The sequence below is a fragment of the Solihabitans fulvus genome, from assembly GCF_008386585.1.
Taxonomy (GTDB): domain Bacteria; phylum Actinomycetota; class Actinomycetes; order Mycobacteriales; family Pseudonocardiaceae; genus Solihabitans; species Solihabitans fulvus.
In genome coordinates this window covers 197275-219511 of the sequence record NZ_VUOB01000028.1, presented here as the reverse complement: position 1 = coordinate 219511, position 22237 = coordinate 197275, and the positions used below count along the sequence as shown (strand labels likewise).

The following is a 22237-nucleotide window of genomic DNA, read 5'->3' as shown; positions in this document are numbered from 1 at the left end:
GAATCCTGGTGAGATCACCTCAATGCATCCCGCCGTCGCGCGGACCGAAGCCTGAGGTGACGATGCCCTCGGCGGGCCTGACGAACCTCCCTTTCGTCGCGAGGGTGGGGTTGCACGCCACTGGAGCACCGAGGCTCCCCGGTGGGACAGCCGGCATGTGCCCGATGTCGTCCTCGCCGGTCCAGTACATGTCGGCCAGCAACTGCGCGTTGTGCTCCCAGGGTGCGTAGCGCTCGGGGAACGCGGAGCGCTGCACCGCCTGGGCGTCCTCGCCCAGCGGGCGGTAGTACCAGTCGGGAACGTGGACCAGGACGTCGAGGAACTTGTTGGTGGCGTACACCGGATCGAGGATCTGTTCGCGAGTGCCCCATCCCTGTGAGGGGCGTTGCTGGAACAGGCCCAGCGAGTCACGGTCCCCGTAGTCGAGGTTGCGCAGCGTGGACTCGACGATCGCGGTCGCGATCGCGATGACCGCCGCCTTCTTGGGTAGTAGCAGCCGGTCGGCGGTGACCTGGGTGATGGTGCGGGCGTTGCCGAGTTGCTCGGCGCTCCAGTCGTGGTCGCCCACCTGTTCAGGCTGGCTTCCGGGCCTGCCGCACGCCTTCTGCGCTTCGTCGCCAGCGACGTGGCTGCCGCCGCCAAGGATGCACAGGCCAAGGACGATGCCGATCAGCGCTAACGCGCCCAGGCCAATGAGCTTGCCAGCAGCGTGAGGTGAGGTCGTCACGACGACCTCCTGGAAAGTCCCGCAGGCCGTCGTTGGAGGCTGGCTACCTCGTAGGCGGCTGCTGCGTCAGTACCGCGGCCGAGGCGATGGCCGAGGCCGGTGCGCTGGTTGGCGTTCCGGCGGTAGGTAGGAGTTCGGCTGCGACCACTTCGCGCCAGAACCGCACCTGTGAGCCGATCTGGAACATGCCGGGCACCCTGCCCTCGGCGATCTGCCGGCGCCAGGTGCGTTCGGCTACGCGCAGCATGTCGCGCAGCTGCTCGGAACCGAGGATCTCGCCGACGCCGTCCCAGGGCAGCTCGGGCGAGGCGATCGGGATGCCGGTCAGGCCGGCGACAGCAACGTCGCGCACCACCCTGATGAGCTGACCGAGCTGGATCGCCCCGGGAATGGCTCCGCGGCGCAGCAGTGCTCGCAGCGTGCGGGTTGAATCGATGCGCAGCAGGGTCATGACCTCGTCCTCGACCAGGATCGCCGGCAGTCCTGCCCAGGGGAGGTCGTTGGGGTGTGCCTGGGTGCCGGTCAGGTCGGCCAGTACGAGGTCGCGGACGAACCGCCACTCGGTGCCGACCTGGAACGCGCCGGGGATCTGCCCCTTGCGGGCGGCCAGCCGCAGAGCGTGTTCCTGGCTGGCGAAGCCGGCGACGGGGGAGAGTTCGGCCACCGTCAGCACCTCGGGCAGGGCTCGTACGGACTGGAGCCACTGCGTGGGAGCGGCTGCCTGCTCCACCGGAGCCTCCTTCGGCCGGATCAGGGTGACATTCGCGTGTCCACTGTACGGAGTTCGACATCTCCGCACCATACGGCCGGGTAGAACTTTTGCAGCGACACGCGGCCGAATCAGACGTATGTGTGTCGAATCGGCCTACTGTGCTGTTCGTGAACAACACACGCAGAAGCGAGTCGCGCGGTGGCCTGTGGACGATCCCCACCCCGCCGCAGACTCGGCCGATCCTCATCGCCGGAGTGGCCGGCGGCGTGGGAACCTCCACCGCCGCCCGGCTGCTGGCTTTGACCCGGATTGAGGTGCACGACCTGGGTCGCTACCTCGGCGGACCGGTCGACGTGGTGGTCACCTCGACCCACGCACGCGCCACGAGGGCGTTGCTGACGGTGCTCGACGAGATCCGTCGACACCCGCAGGCGCCGCAGCCCGTGGTGGTCGTGGTCGGGATCGCGCCAGTCACACCTTCGGCAACGCGGGCCCGGTTGCGCGCTGCCACCCCCTACCTGGCCGATCTCGTGACCATCCCCTACATCCCGGACTGGGTGGGTCGCGACGACCCACTCGGCGATGGCATCGAGCTGCCCAAGGGCGCGCGGAAGATCCCGCGCGCCCTTGTGGAGGCCCTGCACCGCATGTGGCCTCCGGCCGCCGCACAGCCCGCGCAGTTCGAATCTCATCCACTGCCGCCGTGGTCGCCTGCACAGGTGACTGGCTGGCGTGACGTCACCGAGGAGACTCCTCATGCGACAGCTCAGCTTGCTTCACCTCTGGTGGTTGACCCAGATCAATGATCCACCGCCCGCCGCGCCGCCCGGCAAACTCGCTGAGGTCGCCACGACGTTCGTCGGCTGGCTGAAGTGGGGCCTGTTGATCACGGCCGTGGTCGCGCTCGTGGTCGGTGGAATCATGATGATCACGGGTCGCCGCAACCGTAATCAGATGGCGGTGGAAGGCGCGATGTCTCTGCCCTGGGTCGTCGGTGGGATCGGCATGGGCCTGGGCGCCGTGTCCATCGTGCTCTTCGTGTCGGGGAGTTCGTGATGAAGCCCCGCTGGATCGTTGCAGGATCTGTCGCGGTGGCTGCGGTAGTCGGCACCGGGCTTGGTCTGGTGGCGCAGGACCAGCCATCGACTCGGCAACAGACCCTCGTGTCCTCGAAGCCGTCCGTGCTGTCCTCGTCGCCAGGCAGCGACCTCGTGCCGACCGATGAAGTCACTGCGCCGCAACTGGTTTGCGGCATCCAGTGGTACCCGGGTCCGGATGCGACGTCGCTGCCGGTCAGCGACTGTTACGGCCCCACCACCCGAACCGAACTCGAACTCGCCTCGGGGTTCTCCCACGACGAGCTCGGCGCGGTGATCGCGGGCATCAATATCGCCAGCCGGCTGTCGAGCAACTGCGGCAAGTGGGTCTACGAGGGTACGGCCAACACACAGACCCTGGGCGACGTCACGTCGGCGATCGCGGACATCTCCCGCGAGGAGTCCTCTGCCACGGCAGAGGAAACGAGACCGAGCCGATGGTGGTACCGGCTCTCGGCCGGCGACCCGCACGGCGAACTCGTCGGCGTCGTCCTGATCGCCTCCACGCCACAGTCCCGCGCTCGCGGCGATCAGTACGCACGACTCGAGTTGACCCTGCGCTGGCTGGACGGTGACTGGAGGCTGCAACTTCCGCGGCCTCGTCCTCGACTGACCGGGGACCTTGACGGCGCTACCGAGTTGGGCGGGCAGCGCTGATGTGCGGCATGGTCGACATCAGCTGCGAAGTCAACGACTGGTTCCACAACCTGGTCAAGGACTTCGCGAGAGCCTCCGCCGACTTCCTCGGCGAGGCGGCGTCCTGGTGGACGAAAGCCGACCAGTCCTCGATCCTGCACAGCTCGGCAGTCGGCATCGTGCACAGCCTGCTGAGCTACGTCGGCCTGGCGATGCTGACGTGCTCGATTATCTGGCAGGCGACCGTCCTGGTCATCAAGCGCAAGCCAGATCCGCTCGTCAACACCGCGACCGGACTGCTGCAGTTCGTTGCCTGGTCCACCCTGGGCGCGACGGTCACCATCATGACTTACGAGGCGGGCATCGCCCTTGCCTCCCAGGTTTTGGGTGACTCCATCAAACACTTCGCCGAAGCCATGGGCGCGGCCATTACCAGCGACGTCGCCGCCGTCGCGTTGATCCTACTGCTGGCGCTGATCCTGATGATCGTCTCGGGAATCCATTGGATTATTGGATTCCTGCGCATCGGTGCCTTGGTCATCCTGCTCGCGCTGATGCCCACTGCGGCCGCCGGCAGCCTCAACGAGGCCACGAAGCCGTGGCTGAAGAAGGTGTTGTCCTGGACGCTGGCGCTCGACCTGTACCAACCGCTCGCCGCGATCATCTTCAGCATCGGGTTCGTCCTGGTGGGCAACGGCGCGAGCCTGAGTCAGCTGATGACCGGGTTGGCGGTGCTGGTGCTGGCCGTGTTGGCCATGCCCGTCATGCTGCGCTTCTTCGACTGGGGCGGTCAGCAGCTCACTACCGGCCATCACGGGGGTGGCGGCAGCGGCGCGGCCATGGCCGCCACTGGCGCGAGCATGACCTTCGCCGGGCGCAGCCAGGGCGGCGGTGGCGGTGGTATGGCCCAGTACATGGACGCCACCGGACCATCCGGCGGAGGCGTCGGTGGTTCTCGGCCGTCCGGTGCCCAGACCACGCTCGCGGCAGCCAATACCGGCACGGGCCCCTGCGGTGGCCAGCCCACGCCCGCATCGGCCAGCGGCGGGAATGCAGGCAACGAGGGAGAAGGCGTCAACGCAGCGCGTCCCGGCAGCTCGTCCACGGGTAGCGGCACCGCGCCGAGCGGCTCCTCTGCCACCACCGCAACGAGCACGGGAACGACTGCTGCGACTCAAGTCGGCACCGGCGCACCCGCCTCGTCTGCCAGCGGCTCCGCAGGAGGCGGTTCGGCCGCAGCAGGAGCCGGTGGCGCGGCAGTGGGCGCAGCGGTCGTCGCCGCGCAGGTCGCTCAGCAGGCCGGCCAACAGCTTGGCCGGAACATGACGGACGGAGCGGATCATGGTTGAGCCGCGTACCTACGGCGGTTGGCGCGCGCGTCGAGGCTTCGGCGTCGGCAACCTGTCAGAGAGCCAAACCATCGTCATTGCCGGCTGCGTGTTCGTACCGCTGGCATGGTGGTTGGCGGTGACGACATTCGTCCTGCCGCTGGTCCTCATGCTCGTGCCGACCGGCGCGGTGGCGATCACGTTGCCGTTGGCGCTCATTCCGCATCGCAAGCTGGGGATCTCCCTGGGCGGCGCGGTGATCGCGAGCCTGCGCACCGCGACGGCCCGCCGGAAGGGATGGACCAGTTGGGAGTCGGGTGTCCTCACGGCACATCCGCGACGTTACGAACTTCCCGGCGTGTTGGCGCCGACCATGCCGTTGAGCGCTCATGACGGGCTCGGCCGGCCGTATGGACTGCTGTGGGACCGACGTACCGGACGGCTGACGACCGCGTTGCGGCTCGCCTCTGTGGGCACGGTGCTGGCTGGGCAGGACACCACGGACCTGTGGATCGGATCCTTCGCCGGCTGGCTCGCCGGCCTGGGGCACCAGCCCACTGTGCAGTGGATTGCGATCACCGTCGAGTCCGCGCCGGGCACCGGAACGCAGCTCGCCGAGTACGTCGAACGCAACATCGACACCACCTCGCCTCCGTTGGCGCAACAGGTCATGCGCGATGTTGCTCTTGCCCACCGAGGTTCGACGGCCGATATCACCACCCGCGTCTCCATTACCTTCCAACCCCAGAAGGCCGTCCCGGTACCGGCCGACGACGCCGAACGCGTCGCCGAGGTCTCCCGCGCGTTGTCCGGAATCGAAGGCGACCTCGGACTGTGCGGGGTCGCGGTGCTCGGGCGCGCCACCGCCGCGACGTGGACGCATTGGATCCGCGCGTCCTACGAGCCCTCCGCCAGGGCCGAACTCGACCGGCTGTCCGCAGAGGATCACCTACTGGCGTGGGCGGACGCCGGCCCGGTCACTCACTATGCCGCTGACGATCACTACGCCCACGACGGCGGCTGGTCGGTGTCGTGGGCTTTGGCCGGGCTGCCTGAGCAACTGGTGGGCTCAACCATTCTTGCGCCGTTGGTCACCCCGGGCCGCTACCACCGCCGGCTGACGATCACCTACCAGCCCTACGTTGCCGACCAGGCTGCGGAGGTCGTCGCCAAGGAGGCTTCTGGCAGCCAGTTCCGCTCGGCGCTGCGCCGGCGGCGAGGGATCGATGAGACCGCTCGGGATCGCGCGGACGAAGCGCGTGCCCGGCAAGCGGCCGAGGAGGAGGCCCACGGTGCTGGTGTCGGCTTGTGGGGTCTCTACATCACGACCACGGTCACTGACCCGCGCGAACTGAAGAGCGCGATCGCAGACGTCGAGTCTCGCGCTCGGGGCTCGAAGTTGCGGCTTCGTCGCTGCTGGGGTTGGCAACACGTCGGCTTCGCCGCCTCGCTGGGTACCGGCGTGTACCCGCCCGAGCTCGTCAAGCGCGGGCGGTGGTCACGGTGAAACTGCTGCGGTGCAACAAGTCTACTGCCTCCGTGCCCGGTTCACGGCTGCCGATGGCGATCGCCGTCGACGACCTGGACAACCTCGACCAACTGACCCCGGCCGCCGATCCCCTGGCAGCTCTTCGCGCCATGCCCGTGTCGCCTGCCCGCGGATGGGCAGTGCGGGGCGGCGGTCGTGACCACCATGTCGGTCAATCCAGTGTTTGGCAGGGCACGAGCACACAACTTGCCGGCCTGTACCCATTCTTGAGCGGATCCGGCGCCCAAGTCCGTGGCATTCCGATCGGTCGCGACCTGACAACGCACGAGCCGATCGGCCTCGATCCCGGAGCCTGGCTCGCCGACGGGTTGGTGACCAACACCGGTCTGTGGATTCAAGCCCAACCGGGCGTGGGTAAGAGCAGCTTCGCGAAGCGGTTGGGCGTGGGGCTGTGCGCCTTCGGCTGGATCTTCTTCATTCCAGCGGACATCAAGGGTGAGTACACGCAGTTGGTCCGCCGGCTGGGCGGCACCGTCATCGTCGTGGGTAGGGGAGCCGAGGCCGTCAATCCGCTGGATCCGGGACCGCTCGCCGCACTCCTCGCTGTGACGCCTGCCGGCCGGGAACGCGACGCTGTGCGGGAGATCATTCGTGCTCGGCAGGCAGCGCTGCTCGAAGGGCTACTCCTGCTGGAGATCGGCCGGCCACCCAACACCACTGAACGTGCGATCCTCAGCCGTGCGCTCGACCTGGCCACCGACGCTGCGAGGTCCACCGAACCGACGATCCCCGAGGTTCGCGAGTGCCTGGATGAAGCACCGGACCAGTTGTTGCAGATGGCTCGGACCGACGATGACCTGACTCGCTATCTGGACCTGGTGCGGCCCATGTTGTCGGCGCTGGACCTGTTGTGCGACGGACCGTTGCGCGGTCTGTTCGACCGTCGTTCCACTGCTCGCCCAACTGCGGACGCGCCGGCGATCTCCTTGGACATCAGCGCGCTGGACGAGGAGACCGACGAGACCGTCGCTGCGGCAATGCTTTGCTCGTGGGCGTGGGGCTCGGCGCTGGTCGAGGCACGTCAGTTGGGCGCCGCGCGCAAGAACATCTTCTGGGTTCAGGACGAAATGTGGCGGGCATTGCGTGCCGGCCCTCGGCTTGTGGAACTGTCCGATCGGATGACGAGGTTCAACCGCCACAAGGGTGTGGCGTCGGCGTACCTGACGCACTCCAGAGACGATCTGGAAGCGCTGCCGTCCGAACAGGATCGAGCCAAGGCTCGCGGTATCGCCGCCCGGTGCGCGATACACGTTTACGGCGGACTGCCAACCCGAGAGCTCGCGTCGCTGCCGGTAGCGGATCGGGAGGCCGAGATGCTCGCATCCTGGCAGTCGGCGGGCACATGGGTTCGCGGCTACCGACACCCCGGCCGCGGCTTGTACCTACTTAAGGCAGGGGAACGACTCGGGTTGCCGGTGCGGATGGAGCTTACCGAGGTCGAACGCGAGCTCTACAACACCGACACCGCCTTCGTGAAGACGGTGTCACCGTGACCATTCGCGAACCGAACTCTCTGCTCCGCTCGGTGTCGACTACCCCCTCGTCGCCGAAGCGGAACCGGCCCACCACATCGAGGTGGTCAGCATGAACGCACGGAGTGCAACGCTCACGCCGATCGCACCTTTGGTCGTGGCGGGCCTGGTTGCCGCGGTGTACGTCGGCATCGCGGTGCCCTGGACCGTGGCCCATCTGGTTGCCCCCTCTGACTGGGTGGTGCCACGGTTCAGTGCAGTGCCAAGAGCGCTCTTCCGTAACGGTGTCGCTGGACTGATCGGCCCGCACGGATCGACGACATGGTTCGCGGTCGCGACGACCGTCGAGTTGACGGTCCTCGTCGGCATCGCGACGAGCGTTGTGGTCTTCATTCGACGACATGTGAGCACTCCCGACGGTCGAGCAGCCATGAGCAAAGCGGCTTCCTGGAGCGACATGCGGGGGAGTCCGTTGGCCACACGCACCAAGGAGCTTCGTCCCTCGCTGGGTCTTCGGAGCCGTCGACAACTCGGTGGTGACGACCTCGGTGTGAAGCTCGGCACAATCGGCGGTAGAGAAGTTCGAAAGTCCTTTGAGGATGCTGAATTGGTGGTCATGGGGCCTCGCAGCAACAAGACTTCCGCTTGCGTGGTGCCGGAAGTCCTGTCCGCTTGCGGCGTGGTGGTCGCAACCAGCAACAAGCCAGACGTCTGGCAGTTGACCAGGTCGCTGCGCGAAGAGGTCGGAGAGACCTTCACCTTCGACCCGCAACGCGTCGTCCACGCGGAGCAGACTTTCTGGGTGAATCTCCTGCGCTACGTGCGCGACGTCGACTCCGCGGCGCGCCTGGCGAAGCCGTTCATGCAGGAGGTCGGGGGTGGAAGCGGCCAGGCAACGCTGCGTTCAGACCCCTTCTTCACCACAGCGGCCGAGGACACTTTGACGCTGCTACTCCTCGCTGCCGGAGTTGGACTGAAGAACCTACGCGACGTGCTCATCTGGGTCGCCAACCGGTCGCACGCGCCGGCGGGAATCCTTGACCAGCAGGGCTTTCCTGCTCTTGGCGCGATGCTACGCGGCACATTGGACCTCCCTCCAGAGACCCGAGGTGGAGTGTTCGCCAACGTCCTTGCCGCCCTCGGCTCGCTGCGCTCGGAATCGAACCTCCGCTGGGTCACGCCGCCAAACACCTGGCAGCTACCGCCACGGTCCGGGCAGGTCGTCGAACTGGACATGTGGGAACTGATCGCCAGCGGCCACAGTCGCCCGGCGACGCTATATCTGCTCTCGCGCGAAGGCGAGGGCACCGCTCGGCCGATCATCACCGCCTTCGTGAAGGAGCTGCTGACGTTGATGACGGAGGCCGCTCGCGCTCGCGGAGGTCGGCTCGACCCGCCAGCCACGGTCGTTCTGGACGAGGCCGCGAACATCTGCAAGTTGGATTCGCTGCCGTCGCTGTACAGCTTCTGCGGGTCGATGGGGATCATGCTGACCACGATCGTGCAGTCCCGCAACCAGGGGCGGGAAGTGTGGGGCCGCGACGGCTTCGACGCCCTGTGGTCGGCAGCCACGATCAAGTTGGTAGGGGCTGGAGTCAGCGACGCAGACCTCGCCGAGGACCTGTCCAGATTGGTCGGCGAGCACGAAGTCACCAAACTGTCGACGTCGACCGGCGCGGGCGGACGGTCGACCTCAGCTTCGCTGCATCGTGAACGAATCATGGAGGCCGCAGACATCGCCGCGTTGCCCAAGACCCATGCGCTTCTGCTGACCAGCGGCCGCCGGCCGGGCATGCTGCGGCTGGCGCCGTGGTACAGCGAACGCGATGCCGCCGACATCACCGCTCGCTACCAACAGGCCACCAGCGAGATCCAACAGGCCGCTGTCGCGTACCTCGGCGCCGACAACCCAGTTGCCCGCGCTCTCCTTCAGCAGCATGGGAGTGGGCAACCATGAGCGGCCAGGTTCGGGACACCGAGCCGGCTGAGATGCTGGCCCGGATCCGCCGGCTGGAAGTGCAGATCACCGGCCTCGGGGTCCGAATCACGCAGGCGAGTAACCGCGCCGAGCGCGTTGCGGAGGGGCTCGACGATCTCGAAGGTGCGCTTGGACAACTCGATGTCGCCGTTCGCGAGCTCCTTCAATCGGCGTCCGACACCGAAGATGATCAGGAATCCCAGCTTCCGACACTCGCCACCAGCGCTGACGATCTCGTCCCCGGCATCGATCCCGCTTGGGACGTGCTTGTTCCGTGGGTAGAAGCCATGATCGCCTCGCGGGTCCGGAAGGTGTCGACAACCGGGGAAGGTGGCGGTATCCGGTGGTGCTCCCGTTGGTTCGACCATCCAGACGCTGTCGAGAGGTTCTGGGCGATCTACCTGGCGTGGACGGAAGCGGTCACCGCCGCACCGAAGTCGCCGACCTGGCTCTCGGTGTGGCTGCGCGACCACCTGGACCCGCACCTGGCAGTGGTCACTGACCCGGCGGGCCCGTTCTTCGCGTGCACGACCTACCAACACGACCCGCAGCCGCCGCTCGGGCAGGCCGCCTACGACCAGCCTGAGCCTCAGCTTGGCGACGAGCAGGCCGGCGATGCCGCTGCGGAGCAGCGATGAGCGTTCCCGTCACTGGACTCGCCGCCGAGCCGATCGTCGTGACCGGGCCGGTCAGCCGCGCTCGCGCCAGCCTGGCGGCGTTGGAGACCGCGACGAGGTTGGCTGCGGCTCGGCAGCCAGCCACCGAGCAGGACAGGGCATTGCTTGATGGTTGGTCTGGTTGGGGACCGTTGGACAAGGCATTCGATCCTGCACGAAGCGGGTCCTGGCAAGAAATCGGCGACGAGCTGCGCCTACTGCTGTGCGACGGGGACTACAACGAGGGTCTCGCGGCGATCACCACGGCCTTCTACACGCCGGCTGAGGTTGCTGCTCAGTGTTGGCGAGCGCTGAGTGATCTCGGTTTCGCCGGCGGCCACGTCCTGGAGCCTGGCTGCGGCTCCGGGGTCTTCATGGCGTACACGCCACCGGATCTTGCCGGCAGCGTCGACTGGATTGGCGTGGAGCGCGACCCATCCACTGCGCGGATCGCGGCGCTTCTGCACCCTCATGCGCAGGTCGTCGCCTCGGCCTTGGAGGATGCCGCGATCCCCGGCGCTTCAGTCGACGCTGCGCTGGGCAATGTGCCCTTTGCCGATACCTCGGTGTTCGACCCGGCGGCGCCGCGAGCGGTCACGGTCAACCTGCACAACTACTGCATCTGGCGCAGTATTCAGACTCTGCGACCAGGCGGAATCGCCATCCTGATCACCTCCAGGTACACCATGGATTCCCGGAGCGATGCCGCCAGACGCGCCTTCGCAGCCGACGCGGACCTGATCGGCGCGATCCGGCTCCCGAACCAGGCGTGGACGGCGAGCGGGGTCGAACCGGTGGCGGACATCCTGCTGCTGCGCCGGCGTCATGCCGACGAGGACGCGCGAGACCAGCAATGGTTGGTTTCCCAGCAGGTTCCAGAACTCGGCGGCGAACCGGTCAACCTCTGGTTTCAGGAACATCCGGGATTTGTTCTTGGCCGGCTCAACCGAGATCGCGCCGCGCAGTTTGGACGGGTACTGAGGGTCGATCGAGATGCCGAGCTTCGATCAATGGAGCACGACCTGGCCCGTGCAGTCGACGAGCTCGTCCAACGGGCTACGCCAGCAGGACTCACCTGGGACGCCGCCGTCTCCTCGGCAGGCGGCATGCCAGCTTGGGTACCGGCGCCTCCGGACGGCTGCAAAGAATGCGGCTTCTACGTCGTTGATGGACTCGTGCAGCAGGTTCTCGAAGGCAAGCTCACTCCTGTCGATCGAGCCGGCAAGGAGCTGCGCGACCTCATCCGTCTGCGTGATGCCGTCCTGGCGGTGCTCGATGCCGAGACCGACCTCGACGCCAGTGAGGAGGACCTCGATCCGCTCCGGCGTGACCTCAACCTGACCTACGAGTCCTACGTGGCTGCACACGGGTACCTGCATCGCTACACCGAGATGCCTGTCAAGGTGCTGGACAAGGTCACCCGCAGCTACGCCGAGAAGATCAACGAACTCACGGGCGAACCCGAGGTCCGTCAGGAGCGGCCGCGCATGGGCGGCTTCCGCATCGATCCCGATTTCGCCACGGTGCTGGCCCTGGAGGAGTGGAACGACACTGCCCTTACCGGAACCAAGGCGGCCATTTTCACCCAGCGGGTCAACTGTCCTCGTGACCTCAAGGAACACGCGGACTCTCCACGCGAAGCGGTTCTCCTGTGCCTGGATCGGCACAACAGCCTGGACTTCGACACGATCGCGGCTCTTCTCGGCATCGAGGCCAAGGCGGTAGCCGACGCGCTGGGCGACCTGGCCTACCGTGATCCGCAGACGCGTGAATGGCAGACCGCCGAGGACTACCTGTGTGGTGACGTGCGCACCAAGCTTGGCCACGCACGCGCTGCTGCGGAGAGTGAGGGCGAAGACAAGTGGTCGCGCAACGTCGCCGCGCTGGAGGCGGTGCAACCGGCAGACCTCAGGCCCGAGGAGATCCAGGTGAAGCTGGGCACCTCGTGGATTCCCGCCCATGACGTAGAGCAGTTTGTCGGGGAACTGCTTGGTGGACGTGTCAGGATCGTCCATGACCGGACTAACGAGTCGTGGGAGATCCAGGTGCGCGCCGGCGACCCCACCGGCGTCGCGGCGACAGCGGAGTGGGGTACCGATCGGCGGCACGCCTATCGCCTGATCGAGCTGGCGCTCAATGGCAGAGTCCCTGTGGTCAAGGATCCCACGGAGCTGCCGGACGGTCGGATCGTCGACGTCAGGAACGCTACTGAGACGCTGGCCGCGATCGACAAGCAGATGGCTCTGCAGGCCCGGTTCGCCGAGTGGATCTGGGAAGAGCCCAAGCGGGCTGACCGGCTCTCAAGCTTCTACAACCGGACCTTCAACTCTGTCGTCGTTCGTAAGTACGACGGCAACCACCTGACGTTCCCTGGCTTGAGTTCGGACTTCCATCCTCGTCCGCACCAGCTCGACATGGTCTACCGGTCAATCTCCAACCCAGCAACGCTCTGCGGGCACGCTGTCGGTGCGGGCAAGACAGCCACGATGTTTCTGACCGCCGCGAAGCTGCGCGAGTTGGGACTGGTGACCAAGCCGCTCATCGTGGTTCCAAACCACCTGCTGGACCAGACCGCTGCCGAGGGTAAGCGACTGTTCCCGCTCGCGCGCATCCTCGTAGCCAGTCAGGAAGACCTCGCCAAGCCAGGCGGCAAGAAGCTCTTCGCTGCCAGATGCGCCACCGGCACCTGGGATGCGGTCGTGATGGCTCACTCCACCTTCACCAGTCTGCCCGTCGGTGCCGACGTCGAGGCCGACTTCCTGGAACGGCGCTCCGAAGACCAACGCCAGGCACAGCTGTCCGCCCGTGCTTCCGGAGCAAGCGACAAGACTCTCAAGCAGATCTCCAAGCGGATCGAGAGGACGAGGACAAAGACCCGGGAACTTCGGCGGGCAGCCCGCCAGGACGGAGTCCGGTTCGAGCAGTTGGGCTGTGACTACCTGTTCGTCGACGAGGCCCACTACTTCAAGAACCTGAACGTGGAGTGTGCCAGCGACGGCTTCTCCATCGCGCCGTCCAAACAGGCCACCGACCTGGAGCTCAAGATGCGGTGGCTGGCGCGTCGCTCCGATCGAGTCGCGACCTTCTACACCGGAACGCCGGTGGCGAACAGCCTCCTTGAGCTCTTCATCATGCTGCACTACCTCAACCCGCAACGGCTGGCATCGGCCGGCGTGGCCCGTGCCGACGCCTGGGTACGCAACTTCGTCGTCTTCGAGACCCGAGTCGAGATCGGACCGGAAGGCACACCCGGCCTCAAGACCCGTCCCACCAAGTTCGGTAACTTCCCAGAGCTCATCTCGATGTTCGCCGAGATCGCGGACGTTCGTACCGAGGCCGATCTGGACGTCGAACGTCCCCGCTTGGTGACAGCTAACATCGTGCTCGAACCCAGTGACGACATGGCCGCGGCCTTCGACTGGATCATCGGCCGCGCCGAGCTGGTGCGAAGCAAGATGGTCGAGCCTTACGAAGACAACCTGCTCTGGATCTGCTCGGACGGAACCAAGCTCGCGCTCGACCCTGCCATGGTGGGCAAGCCCGAGCTCGGCCAGCCCAAGATCGACGCTGTCGTCGCCAAGACCGCCGAGATCTATCACCAGAACAAGGACTTGGAACTCCCCGGCGATGTCGACACGGGTGTTCGCGGACGCTTGCAGATCATCTTCTGCGACCTGGGCACGCCGAACAAGGACAAAGGAACCCAGGTCTACGGCAAGATCCGCACCGGTTTGATCGAGTCGGGTGTACCAGCGACCGGAATCCGCTTCGTTCAGGATGCCAAGAAGAACGACCAGAAGAAGGCGTTGTTCGCTGCTTGCCGCGCCGGGGAGGTTGCCGTCCTGCTCGGTTCCACCAACGGTTTGGGGGTCGGCACGAACGTCCAGGACCGCTGCGTGGCCTGGCATCAGCTCGACTTCCCGTGGCGGCCCGCCGACATCAAGCAGCGGCGCGGGCGAGGACACCGCCCCGGCAATCGCAACGACGAGGTGTTCGAGTACCGCTACATCCTGCGTCGGTCGTTCGATGCCTACCGGCTCCAGACCTTGGAACGCAAGGCTGCGTTCATCGACCAACTGCTGTCCGGCCGTGTCACGGCGCGGGAGATCGAAGAACTTGGCGATGACACCATGGACTGCGCCGAGATGAAGGCCGCCTCCACGGGTGATCCGCGCTTCACCGAGCTGACCGAGCTCGATCACGACATCCGGCGGCTACGTCAGCTAGCCAGTGCTCATTCGCGCACTCAACGGCGCCTGACTGAGGAGATCGGCAACAGTCACGAGCTGATCCGAGAACGTGAGCACCTCGTCGGACTGCTGAACGAGATGTCCGAACGTATCGCGAGCAGCGGCGACGACGTGTGGCGATTGCGCGACCATGCTGTGGATCCTGATGACCTGCCTCGCACGTTGGGGACGCTGGCCACTGCTGCTGTCGTGGACAGCCGGACGGCGACAGGTTTGACCTGGCGCGACCTGGAGATCGGATTCCGCGCGACCCGTCTCTCGTCGGGGACGGCCCTCGACGCGGTGATCAGGCTGGCGTGGAACAGGGAATACGCCGTCCAGCTTGAGCTTCTCTGGACAAGGAAGGGACAGCAGTACCGAATCCGCGACGAGATCGTGAACAGAGTCACCGATGCTGCCAGCGACGCCGCCCACTTCAAGGACCTGATCTCGTCGAGCCGCCAACACATCGCTGACGCAGAACGTCAGCTCGGCACCCCGTTCCCGCACGCTGCGGATCTGGCCACCGCGCAGGCTCGCCGCGATGCACTCGATGCCGAGCTCAACGCGGACGCACTGGAAAACGACCAACCGGATCGCACTGAGCCGCCGACTGCGGCCGACGCCGCCGATTCGACGATGAGTGGCGAACTGCACCAGGAGCAGCGCCCCGCCAAGGTGACGGCTGGCGAGCGCGAACCTTCAGCGGCTCTGGAGGTGCCCGCCGACAGACCTCGCGCAACTACTGTCGATCTCGACGACCACGCGGTCGCGCCACTCACTCTGCCGCGAGTCAGCCCACAAGATCCTGCGGGGAAGACCGCGCCCGTCGACGGCGAGGCTGCCGCCGTTGAGCTCCCGCAGGGAGGGCCGCACACCACACCTGCCGCCGCAGCGGTCTTGCCCGTCTCACAAGGGGACTCCGACCTGACGCAGAACGACGATGCTGCCGACAGGAACTCGGACGAGGAGACGACTCCGCCGACGATGTCCGATCGTCTAACTCCACTGATGATCACCTATACGCGGACGCAAGGTGTGCTGCTTCTGGGCACGGAGAAACACGACGGTTGGTCCAAGCTCAATCGCGACTTCACGCTCAAGTGGTTGTGGAGCGGTCGGATCGAGACTGCCGCAGGCGAGTTTGGTGCTTGGTACCTGCGGTCGACCCGCAACAAAGTGCTCAGCGGAGCTACTCGGCAACGGATCGAGCGGACGGCCCGTCTGCTGCGTGCCCACGACCGCGCAGTCAGCGTCGTGATCGAGGGCGACACGGACCGATCGGAGCCGCCCCTTGGCGTCGTGGACTCCGAGATCCCCGATCGGCCACTTCGGGAGCAGGCTGCAGGGACCGAACTCGGACGAGGTCGCGAACCCGCCCTGCCGCCGCAGTTGAACGGTGACGCGATCGAAGTCAACGACGACGCCGAGGACGAGCAGACAGCTGCTACGCCTTCTCGGCCGAATGCTGGTCCGGCGGGGGAAGACAACATCGCAGAACAAGTCGAGACCGTCGCGGCGGTCCAACGCCCTTCCTCGCGGAGGCTCGACCATGCACGCCCAATCACGCCGCATCAACCTCAGGAACGCGGTGAGCAACTCGACCTCTGGAACCCGGTAGGGGCTCTCCACGAGGTCGGTGCGGCGAAGGCCCCAGAGCTCGACGGCGCCCAAGACGCAAGAGATCGACGCGGTCAGAAAGTAGCGGCGGCGAAGGCGGAGACGCTGGCACCCGTCGGCGAGAGCCCGCCCACGCTTGACGAGGCGGACTCGAACCGGGCCGGCGCCGACCTCCGGCAGCCCGGAGGGCCACAACAACCTCAACGTCAAGTGGCTGGCCGTGCCCACAAGGCATCGGCCACCACGACCGGCGATCACTCGGCTGATGACCTCACCATTCTGGAGGTGCCCACAATGTCCACACCCGATTCCAGCCGGACCGACGACCGCGTGCTGGCAACTGCGAAGGCCAAGGAACCCACCGTCGAGCAGAAGTTGGTCGAAGCTCTACGCGAACTGGAGCACGCGCGCGAGCAGGCGAACGCGGCGGTCAAGCGTGCAGAAGTCGCCGAGCGCGAACGCGACGACGCGCGCGGCAAGGCAGATGTCGCTGACGAGCAGATCACCGAGGCCCGCGCTGCCGCGACCGCAGCGACCGCTCGGGCGGGCGACCACCTGACGGCACGGCGAGCCGCTGAGGCCAAAGGGGCTGACCTCGAAGAGCGATACGTCGCACTGGGCCGCCGATTTGAGGAGGTCGAGCAGGAGCTGGCAGCCATGCGGGTTGAGGTTGTCCAGCTTCAGACCGCACTCACAGACGGCCAGACTCGGGTCGCCGGCACTGTGGCTCCAGCGTCCCCGGGGGCGGACACCACCAGCGTCGGCGAGGGCCCGGCACGAGCCACTGCCGCGCCGGAATCGCAGAGGCAGGCACCTCCCGTCACGGTCGCCGGCCCCGAGCCGAATCCGGACGTCGCCGATCGTGCGAGCACGCTGTTGATGGAACACGCCGTGGCGCTCGGCTATGCAGTGCGGGTCGTCCCCACCGTTGATGACGCGGCTCGCCTCGTAACGCTGCCGGCAGCTCCGACGGCACGAGCTGGTCGCGAAGCACTGGCTGCCGTAGTTGCCGAGCTGCACGCTCGGACCGTCCCGCGCGACTGGGCACAGCTGGTGGCGCAGGCCGAGCTGCTCGGGTACACGGTTCACGGTCCGGGGATGCCTCGGCCGGCCGGGCCGACAATCAACTCGACGGATGGGTCGGTCACCGTGCATTCCACGACGTTCGACGCGGCGTCCGCAGAGCTCGCGAGCGCGGTGACCCGCCTACAGCAGCAACCGACTTTGGCGCCGCCAGTTCGGACGCCGGCCCCGCAGACCGCGCGGGTGTCGCTGTTTGGTCCGCAGGGGCAGGCGCTCTTTGCGCCGGCTCCGCCTCCGGCGGCGCGCGCAACCACAGCGTTGGCGGGGGAGCGGCCGCTGTCGCGGCGGCAGATGCTGGCCAAGGCGCTGTCACCCCGTCGAACACACGGCTGGCAACGATGACGTCCGCGACGGTCGGCGACACTCCACGGCTGTGGTTTCCGGTCGAGAAGCTCTACGCCTTGGCGCAAGCAACGAACGTGCTCACGCAAACGCTGGCACACCGCCGCGCGAAGCAGGGGAGGCTCGCCTGGTCGGACGCCGAGCACACCGCCCTCATAGACGACATCGGCAGCATCCCGCCCCCGGTCCGGGTGATGAACGCCGAGGAACGTCGGCAATGGCGCCAGGTCGCTCCAGCCGGTCTCGCCGATCAACAATCGGGCGATGAGCCGTTGACCACCTGGAGCTGGAGGCTCAGCGGCTCCTGGGGTCTGGAGGCGCACACGTGGGAAGGCGGGGAACGTACCGCCGATGGCTACTGGTTGCTGGGCTCGAAGCCCGAACTCGACCAGGTGCTGAGCTACCTCCGCAGCAAACCGACCCGAAAGTCCCTTGTGGACTTGGCGGGTGTGGTGCCCTGGCGGACTCCGGACGAGCTCGACCCGGACATCCCGATATGGGGTCAGGGCTCGGTGTACGCGCGGATTGCGCCGACCGCCCGGCCGATGACCGACAAGCAGCACCAGCGGTGGCGTCAGCTGTCGCCCTCGCTGCTGAGCGCCCAACAGCGCGGAAACGAGCCCGTCACCGTATGGACCGCCCCCGTCGGTACCGCCTGGTGCGTGGAGGCTCACGCCTGGATGGACAACGAGCGCACGGCCAGTGGGTACTGGGTCGTTGATACGGCCGAGGAGGCGAATGCAGTTGCCGAGTTCCTCCGGCGAAGTACGCAGCCCGAGCACCTGCGGTTCTTCGACTACGTCGTCGCGAATCGGCGCCGCGTTCTCGAAGGTGCAGAGGTGCCAGCCGCCGAAGCCCCTGCCCAGACTGACTCCGCCGAGCGTCCATGGTCGTCGTCGTCGTCGACGGCGGCCCCGGCTCTGCAGCTGTCGCGGCGGGAGCTCGCCGACCTCCTGTACACCAGGATGGGCGCGGCCAGCAGCAAGCTCACCGATTGTTCGGCTTGGCCGGCGCTGGTCGCCACGGTCAACAGGCAGCTTCGTCAGGCGGAAGACCCCGAACACGCATTGCCGGTCATGCTCGACCTGCTGGCCGAAACCAGCTACGTCCGCGCCCGCAAGCCCGCAGCCGTTGCCTCCGCGCTGCTCAAGGACCCGGCGATCCTGCGCCGGCAGAAAGACGGTCGACCCGGAGCTGAACAGGACCTTGATGACGGCCTTCCCCGGAACACCGGAGAGGTTCGCGACCACGAACAGGTTCTGCGATGGGCACGATCTCTGGATCCCGACACGCCAATGCCCTTCGCGCGCCGCGTCATCGCGGGTGCCGTCGGTCGCTACGGTGATGACGTCAACGCGATCCTTGCCGAGAAGTTCCCTGGCGTGATCGACGAGGTCCTCGCCGCGATGGCGCAAGGTGAGGCGTCGGTGTGGCTTGGCCGTGCCGATCGCGAACTACGGCATGCCGAGCACGACCTTGCCGCTCGCGACGAACCGCAAACCCTGCCGCGCGAAGACCCCGCCGGACAGGCCGACGGCGCTCGCGAACTCGCAGACGGCGTTCGCGAGCAAGCCATCGCCACCGCGGCGGTCACCACCGCGCGGACTGCCAGATCGGCGTCGCCACGCCGCCAGCCGCGCATTCGTTGACGGCTCCGACTTCCCGAAAGGTTGTCCCGATGAACTTGAGCATCGAGCAGATGAACATCCACCGCAACGCCGGCGCTGCTCAGCCGCTGCTGGTCGGTTACGACCCGGCGCCTGTTCACCATGCAGGTCAGTGGTGGGTCGTGCCGACCGACGGTTCGGACTATCAGCCCGCCGGCCTTCAGGTGGCTGCGGCGCTCGACGTGCTTGCGCAGCGAGTAGCTGCTGCGCAAAGTGCCGTGCCGTCTCCGGACCAGGACGCCGAACCGTGAGTCTCGCCCCGCACGTCCTCGCCGAACGCGCGCTGCTCGGATGCCTGCTGTGGGATCCGCGGCGGGTAATGGACGTGTGGGGCTGGTTGGACGCCGACGACTTTGCCTTCGGTACGCATCGGGGCGTCTACGGCACCCTGGTCGGGGCGCTCCGCCAAGATCCGGGCGCAGCAGCAGCTCGGACGAGCGAACACGTCATCAGCCCGAACGCCACGCTGCCCGAACTGGTCCTGGCGCTGCCCGACCTGTTGCAAGCGGGTACGTACACCGACGTGCGACACAACCTCCTGCACGCAGTGCACCTGCACACGTTGATGGCAGCGGTCCCGGCGGGGGCAAGCCAGCACGTCCGCTACGGACAGATGGTGCAGGAGGCGTCGATCCGGCGGCAGGTTCTGGCGTGGGGCGTGCGGATGGATCAGGCCGCGATCTCGGTGCCCACGGCGGAAGGCAGCCCGGAAGCGATCACTGAGGCCGCCGAGGCCCTCGCAGACTGGCTGGCCGAGCTCAACACCCGCGTCGAAGTCGCGCACGGGCACGTGCACGGGCTCGCCAGGCCCGTCGAGCAGCCATCGCCGGCGCTGCGCGCTTCGGCCCGGTTGCCGAACCCAGCGGCGTTGCCTTCGTCTGAGACGGTGGAGCGTGCTGCTCGTCGCGTGATCCACGCAGCCATCGTCTTCCCGAACCTGCGGAAAGAACTCGTCGAACGCCTTTGCCCCGAGGATTTCCCGACGACACAGACCACCAATGCGTGGCGTGTGGTCATGAAGGTCCACTGTGAACGGTTCAGCCCGGTGGACTATGTCACCGTGATGTGGGAGCAGCAGCGCGGTGAACCGACATGCGGCCCAGGTCTCTCCGCAGAACAACTCGCGGTCATGATCGACGCGCCGGTCGGAGGTACGCAGCAGGCGCTATGCACCGTGGTGCAATCCGCCATCGTGCGTCTGGTCGGACGGGCGAACACGTCTGTTGCTCAAACTGCCACCAACGCTGCGGTTGGAGTTCCGGACCTACTCCATACCACCGGTCAGATTTACGACGCGGTTGATCACCATGCACGGCGGCTCACCGGCACGACCAATGGGCACATCTCCGGCGCGACCCCTCGGATTCCGCAATCGCGGAGACGGAGGGTGCAGGGATGACAGCGAGCATGGATGATGCGATGGCGAGTTCGTCCCTGGAGTGGGTCGACCGCGTTCGACGCGGGACTGAGTCCGCCGGAGGTGACTCGACGGGCGAACCGGGTTCCCTCGGCGATCGAATCGCCTCTTCGCTGAACCCGAACCGTCCCGTAGCGCACGTGGCTAACCGCGGCCTTCCCCTTGCGCAGCTTCTCACGCCAATGCGCGTCAGTTCGGTGCACTACGCCGTGACACCAGTCGATAGTCGAGGACGGCTCGCAGATCGGTCAGCCATGCGTATTCTTGGCTGGGGCGCCGGGTGCTCGGTTCTCCTTTCGGTGATGCAGGGCGTAGTGGTTGTGGTGGCTCGACCCGATGGGCCGGACTCCATCACGCGACAAGGGCATCTCCGACTACCGGCGCCAGTGCGACATCGGTGCCGTATCGAGCCAGGCCAGCAACTGCTCGTGGCGGTCTGTCCCGACCACAACCTGCTTGCCGCTTACACGACAGATGCGTTGGACATGATGCTGCTGGAATACCACGCATCTCTCAGCAAGGAGGCCGGGCGATGAAGGATGCTGAGATCGAGGCGGCTCGCTTCCTGCTCGCTCGTCTGGGAATCAGTCCGGAGCAACTGCTCGACGAGCCCGTGCGCAACCGTCCTATGCCGACCTTCAGCCAATACATCAGCAGCGTGTCTGATGCAGTGCCCTCCGGATCGCGTCACGCCTACGAGCCATACTGGCGGCGAGTCGAGGAAGTGTGGGGCGAACGAGGTATCGACGAACCGACGCCGCTGGAAGTCGAGCAGCTGGCCGAGCAGGTGAAGCTTCATGTGGTGGTGCGGAAGAACTCGCGAGGTGGCCGTTCTGCTGCTGAGCATCTGATCGCCGCACTCCGTTGCCTCTACCGACATGCGGTCGCGGACGAGCTGATCTCGGAAGCCGACAACCCCGCGGCGCGCGTTGCGAAGCCGAGACGACTGGCCAGCACCCGACGTGCTCTGCCAGATGCGCGCCTTGTCGAGCTCAACGAGGTGGCGGGGAGTACCGGGAACGATCCTGAGCTGGACTCGCTGCTACTGCGGCTCCACACCGAGACGGCCTGCCGCAGGGGCGGCGCCTTGGCGCTCCGGCCGTGCGACCTCGACAGCGAGCAGTGTCTCGTTCGCCTTCGGGAGAAGGGGGAGACGGTGCGTTGGCAACCTGTGTCCGGCACGCTGATGAAACACCTTGTGATCCATGCCGAGGAGCGTGGAAGCCGTCCCGGCGAACAACTTCTCCGCTACCGCAATGGCCGTCCGATTACCGCTCGTCGTTACGACCACCTGTGGGCGCGGTTGGGGAAGCATCTTCCGTGGGTCGCCACACAGCAGATCAGCACTCACTGGCTGCGGCACACCACGCTCACATGGGTCGAACGGAGTTTCGGCTACGCCGTCGCGCGCGCCTTCGCCGGTCACAATGGGAAGAGCGATGCGGGTTCGACGTCCACCTACATTCGTGCGGACCTACAAGAAGTTGCTCTTGCTCTCTCGGTCCTGACCGGAGAGCAGCACCCGCTGGCCATGTCCGCTGAGGTTCATCGTTGGGGCTCGCCGCTTCTGCGGAACGTTTGACAGGCTCGACTCGCTGAAGCTAACGTTCTGCGCATGGACGCCCGCAATGCGCGGGCATGCAACCGGTGGGGGTTCAAGTCCCCCATCAAACCCGGGGCGGGACAATCAAGATCGTGGGCGATTGTAGGGCAACCTTCAAACA

General features: G+C 66.5%; 15 protein-coding genes. 13 read left to right on the top strand and 2 right to left on the bottom strand.

Annotated features, from left to right (window positions below; genetic code table 11):
* Positions 1-19 precede the first annotated feature (19 nt).
* Positions 20-727 carry a hypothetical protein gene (locus F0L68_RS17305; RefSeq protein ID WP_149850605.1) on the bottom strand — a complete coding sequence of 236 codons (708 nt, stop codon included), beginning with the start codon at positions 725-727 and terminating at the stop codon, positions 20-22.
* Between the two features lie 43 nt (positions 728-770).
* Positions 771-1457, bottom strand: a complete 687-nt coding sequence (locus tag F0L68_RS42405) for a hypothetical protein (protein WP_188316625.1) — start codon at positions 1455-1457, stop codon at positions 771-773.
* A 140-nt stretch (positions 1458-1597) separates the two neighbouring features.
* Between F0L68_RS42405 and F0L68_RS17295 the strand changes: the two genes are divergently transcribed.
* The 13 genes from F0L68_RS17295 (at position 1598) to F0L68_RS17245 (ending at position 22095) form a co-directional block, all read left to right on the top strand.
* Complete coding sequence (locus F0L68_RS17295; protein WP_149850604.1) at positions 1598-2245, top strand: hypothetical protein; 648 nt, start codon at positions 1598-1600, stop codon at positions 2243-2245.
* Positions 2229-2495, top strand: a complete 267-nt coding sequence (locus F0L68_RS17290; protein WP_223198868.1) for a hypothetical protein — start codon at positions 2229-2231, stop codon at positions 2493-2495. Before F0L68_RS17295 ends, F0L68_RS17290 begins: the two co-directional genes overlap by 17 nt.
* Entirely contained in the window at positions 2495-3193 is a 699-nt protein-coding gene (locus F0L68_RS17285) for a DUF8175 domain-containg protein (protein WP_149850602.1), read from the top strand. Before F0L68_RS17290 ends, F0L68_RS17285 begins: the two co-directional genes overlap by 1 nt.
* Before the next feature lie 8 nt (positions 3194-3201).
* The gene (locus F0L68_RS17280) at positions 3202-4521 is read left to right on the top strand and encodes a hypothetical protein (RefSeq protein WP_149850601.1); all 1320 of its coding nucleotides are present in this window, start codon (positions 3202-3204) and stop codon (positions 4519-4521) included.
* Entirely contained in the window at positions 4514-6007 is a 1494-nt protein-coding gene (locus F0L68_RS17275; RefSeq protein ID WP_149850600.1) for an SCO6880 family protein, read from the top strand. The genes F0L68_RS17280 and F0L68_RS17275 overlap by 8 nt, the downstream gene beginning before the upstream one ends.
* Positions 6004-7542: a putative type IV secretion/conjugal transfer ATPase gene (locus F0L68_RS17270; protein WP_223198867.1), complete on the top strand. Its 1539-nt coding sequence runs from the start codon at positions 6004-6006 to the stop codon at positions 7540-7542. Before F0L68_RS17275 ends, F0L68_RS17270 begins: the two co-directional genes overlap by 4 nt.
* A 91-nt stretch (positions 7543-7633) precedes the next feature.
* Entirely contained in the window at positions 7634-9478 is a 1845-nt protein-coding gene (locus F0L68_RS17265) for a type IV secretory system conjugative DNA transfer family protein (RefSeq protein ID WP_223198866.1), read from the top strand.
* A complete protein-coding gene (locus tag F0L68_RS17260; RefSeq protein ID WP_149850598.1) occupies positions 9475-10137 on the top strand; it encodes a DUF4913 domain-containing protein in 663 nt (220 codons plus the stop codon). Before F0L68_RS17265 ends, F0L68_RS17260 begins: the two co-directional genes overlap by 4 nt.
* Complete coding sequence (locus F0L68_RS17255; protein ID WP_149850597.1) at positions 10134-17429, top strand: helicase-like domain-containing protein; 7296 nt, start codon at positions 10134-10136, stop codon at positions 17427-17429. Before F0L68_RS17260 ends, F0L68_RS17255 begins: the two co-directional genes overlap by 4 nt.
* Positions 17426-19078: a hypothetical protein gene (locus F0L68_RS42400; protein ID WP_188316624.1), complete on the top strand. Its 1653-nt coding sequence runs from the start codon at positions 17426-17428 to the stop codon at positions 19076-19078. The genes F0L68_RS17255 and F0L68_RS42400 overlap by 4 nt, the downstream gene beginning before the upstream one ends.
* A gap of 29 nt (positions 19079-19107) precedes the next feature.
* A complete protein-coding gene (locus tag F0L68_RS42395; RefSeq protein ID WP_188316623.1) occupies positions 19108-19347 on the top strand; it encodes a hypothetical protein in 240 nt (79 codons plus the stop codon).
* Positions 19344-20495 (top strand): DnaB-like helicase N-terminal domain-containing protein, encoded by a 1152-nt coding sequence (locus F0L68_RS17250; RefSeq protein ID WP_188316622.1) that lies wholly within the window; start codon positions 19344-19346, stop codon positions 20493-20495. The genes F0L68_RS42395 and F0L68_RS17250 overlap by 4 nt, the downstream gene beginning before the upstream one ends.
* A gap of 550 nt (positions 20496-21045) precedes the next feature.
* The gene (locus tag F0L68_RS17245; protein WP_149850595.1) at positions 21046-22095 is read left to right on the top strand and encodes a site-specific integrase; all 1050 of its coding nucleotides are present in this window, start codon (positions 21046-21048) and stop codon (positions 22093-22095) included.
* The last annotated feature ends 142 nt before the right edge of the window (positions 22096-22237 follow it).

What these genes read in the sequence shown, in the direction of transcription:
- F0L68_RS42395 (WP_188316623.1), top strand. Translation starts at nt 19,108, where the DNA reads ATGAACTTGAGCATCGAGCAGATGAACATCCACCGCAACGCCGGCGCT.
- F0L68_RS17245 (WP_149850595.1), top strand. Translation starts at nt 21,046, where the DNA reads ATGAAGGATGCTGAGATCGAGGCGGCTCGCTTCCTGCTCGCTCGTCTG.
- F0L68_RS17275 (WP_149850600.1), top strand. Translation starts at nt 4,514, where the DNA reads ATGGTTGAGCCGCGTACCTACGGCGGTTGGCGCGCGCGTCGAGGCTTC.
- F0L68_RS17255 (WP_149850597.1), top strand. Translation starts at nt 10,134, where the DNA reads ATGAGCGTTCCCGTCACTGGACTCGCCGCCGAGCCGATCGTCGTGACC.
- F0L68_RS17280 (WP_149850601.1), top strand. Translation starts at nt 3,202, where the DNA reads ATGGTCGACATCAGCTGCGAAGTCAACGACTGGTTCCACAACCTGGTC.
- F0L68_RS17265 (WP_223198866.1), top strand. Translation starts at nt 7,634, where the DNA reads ATGAACGCACGGAGTGCAACGCTCACGCCGATCGCACCTTTGGTCGTG.
- F0L68_RS42400 (WP_188316624.1), top strand. Translation starts at nt 17,426, where the DNA reads ATGACGTCCGCGACGGTCGGCGACACTCCACGGCTGTGGTTTCCGGTC.
- F0L68_RS17285 (WP_149850602.1), top strand. Translation starts at nt 2,495, where the DNA reads ATGAAGCCCCGCTGGATCGTTGCAGGATCTGTCGCGGTGGCTGCGGTA.
- F0L68_RS17260 (WP_149850598.1), top strand. Translation starts at nt 9,475, where the DNA reads ATGAGCGGCCAGGTTCGGGACACCGAGCCGGCTGAGATGCTGGCCCGG.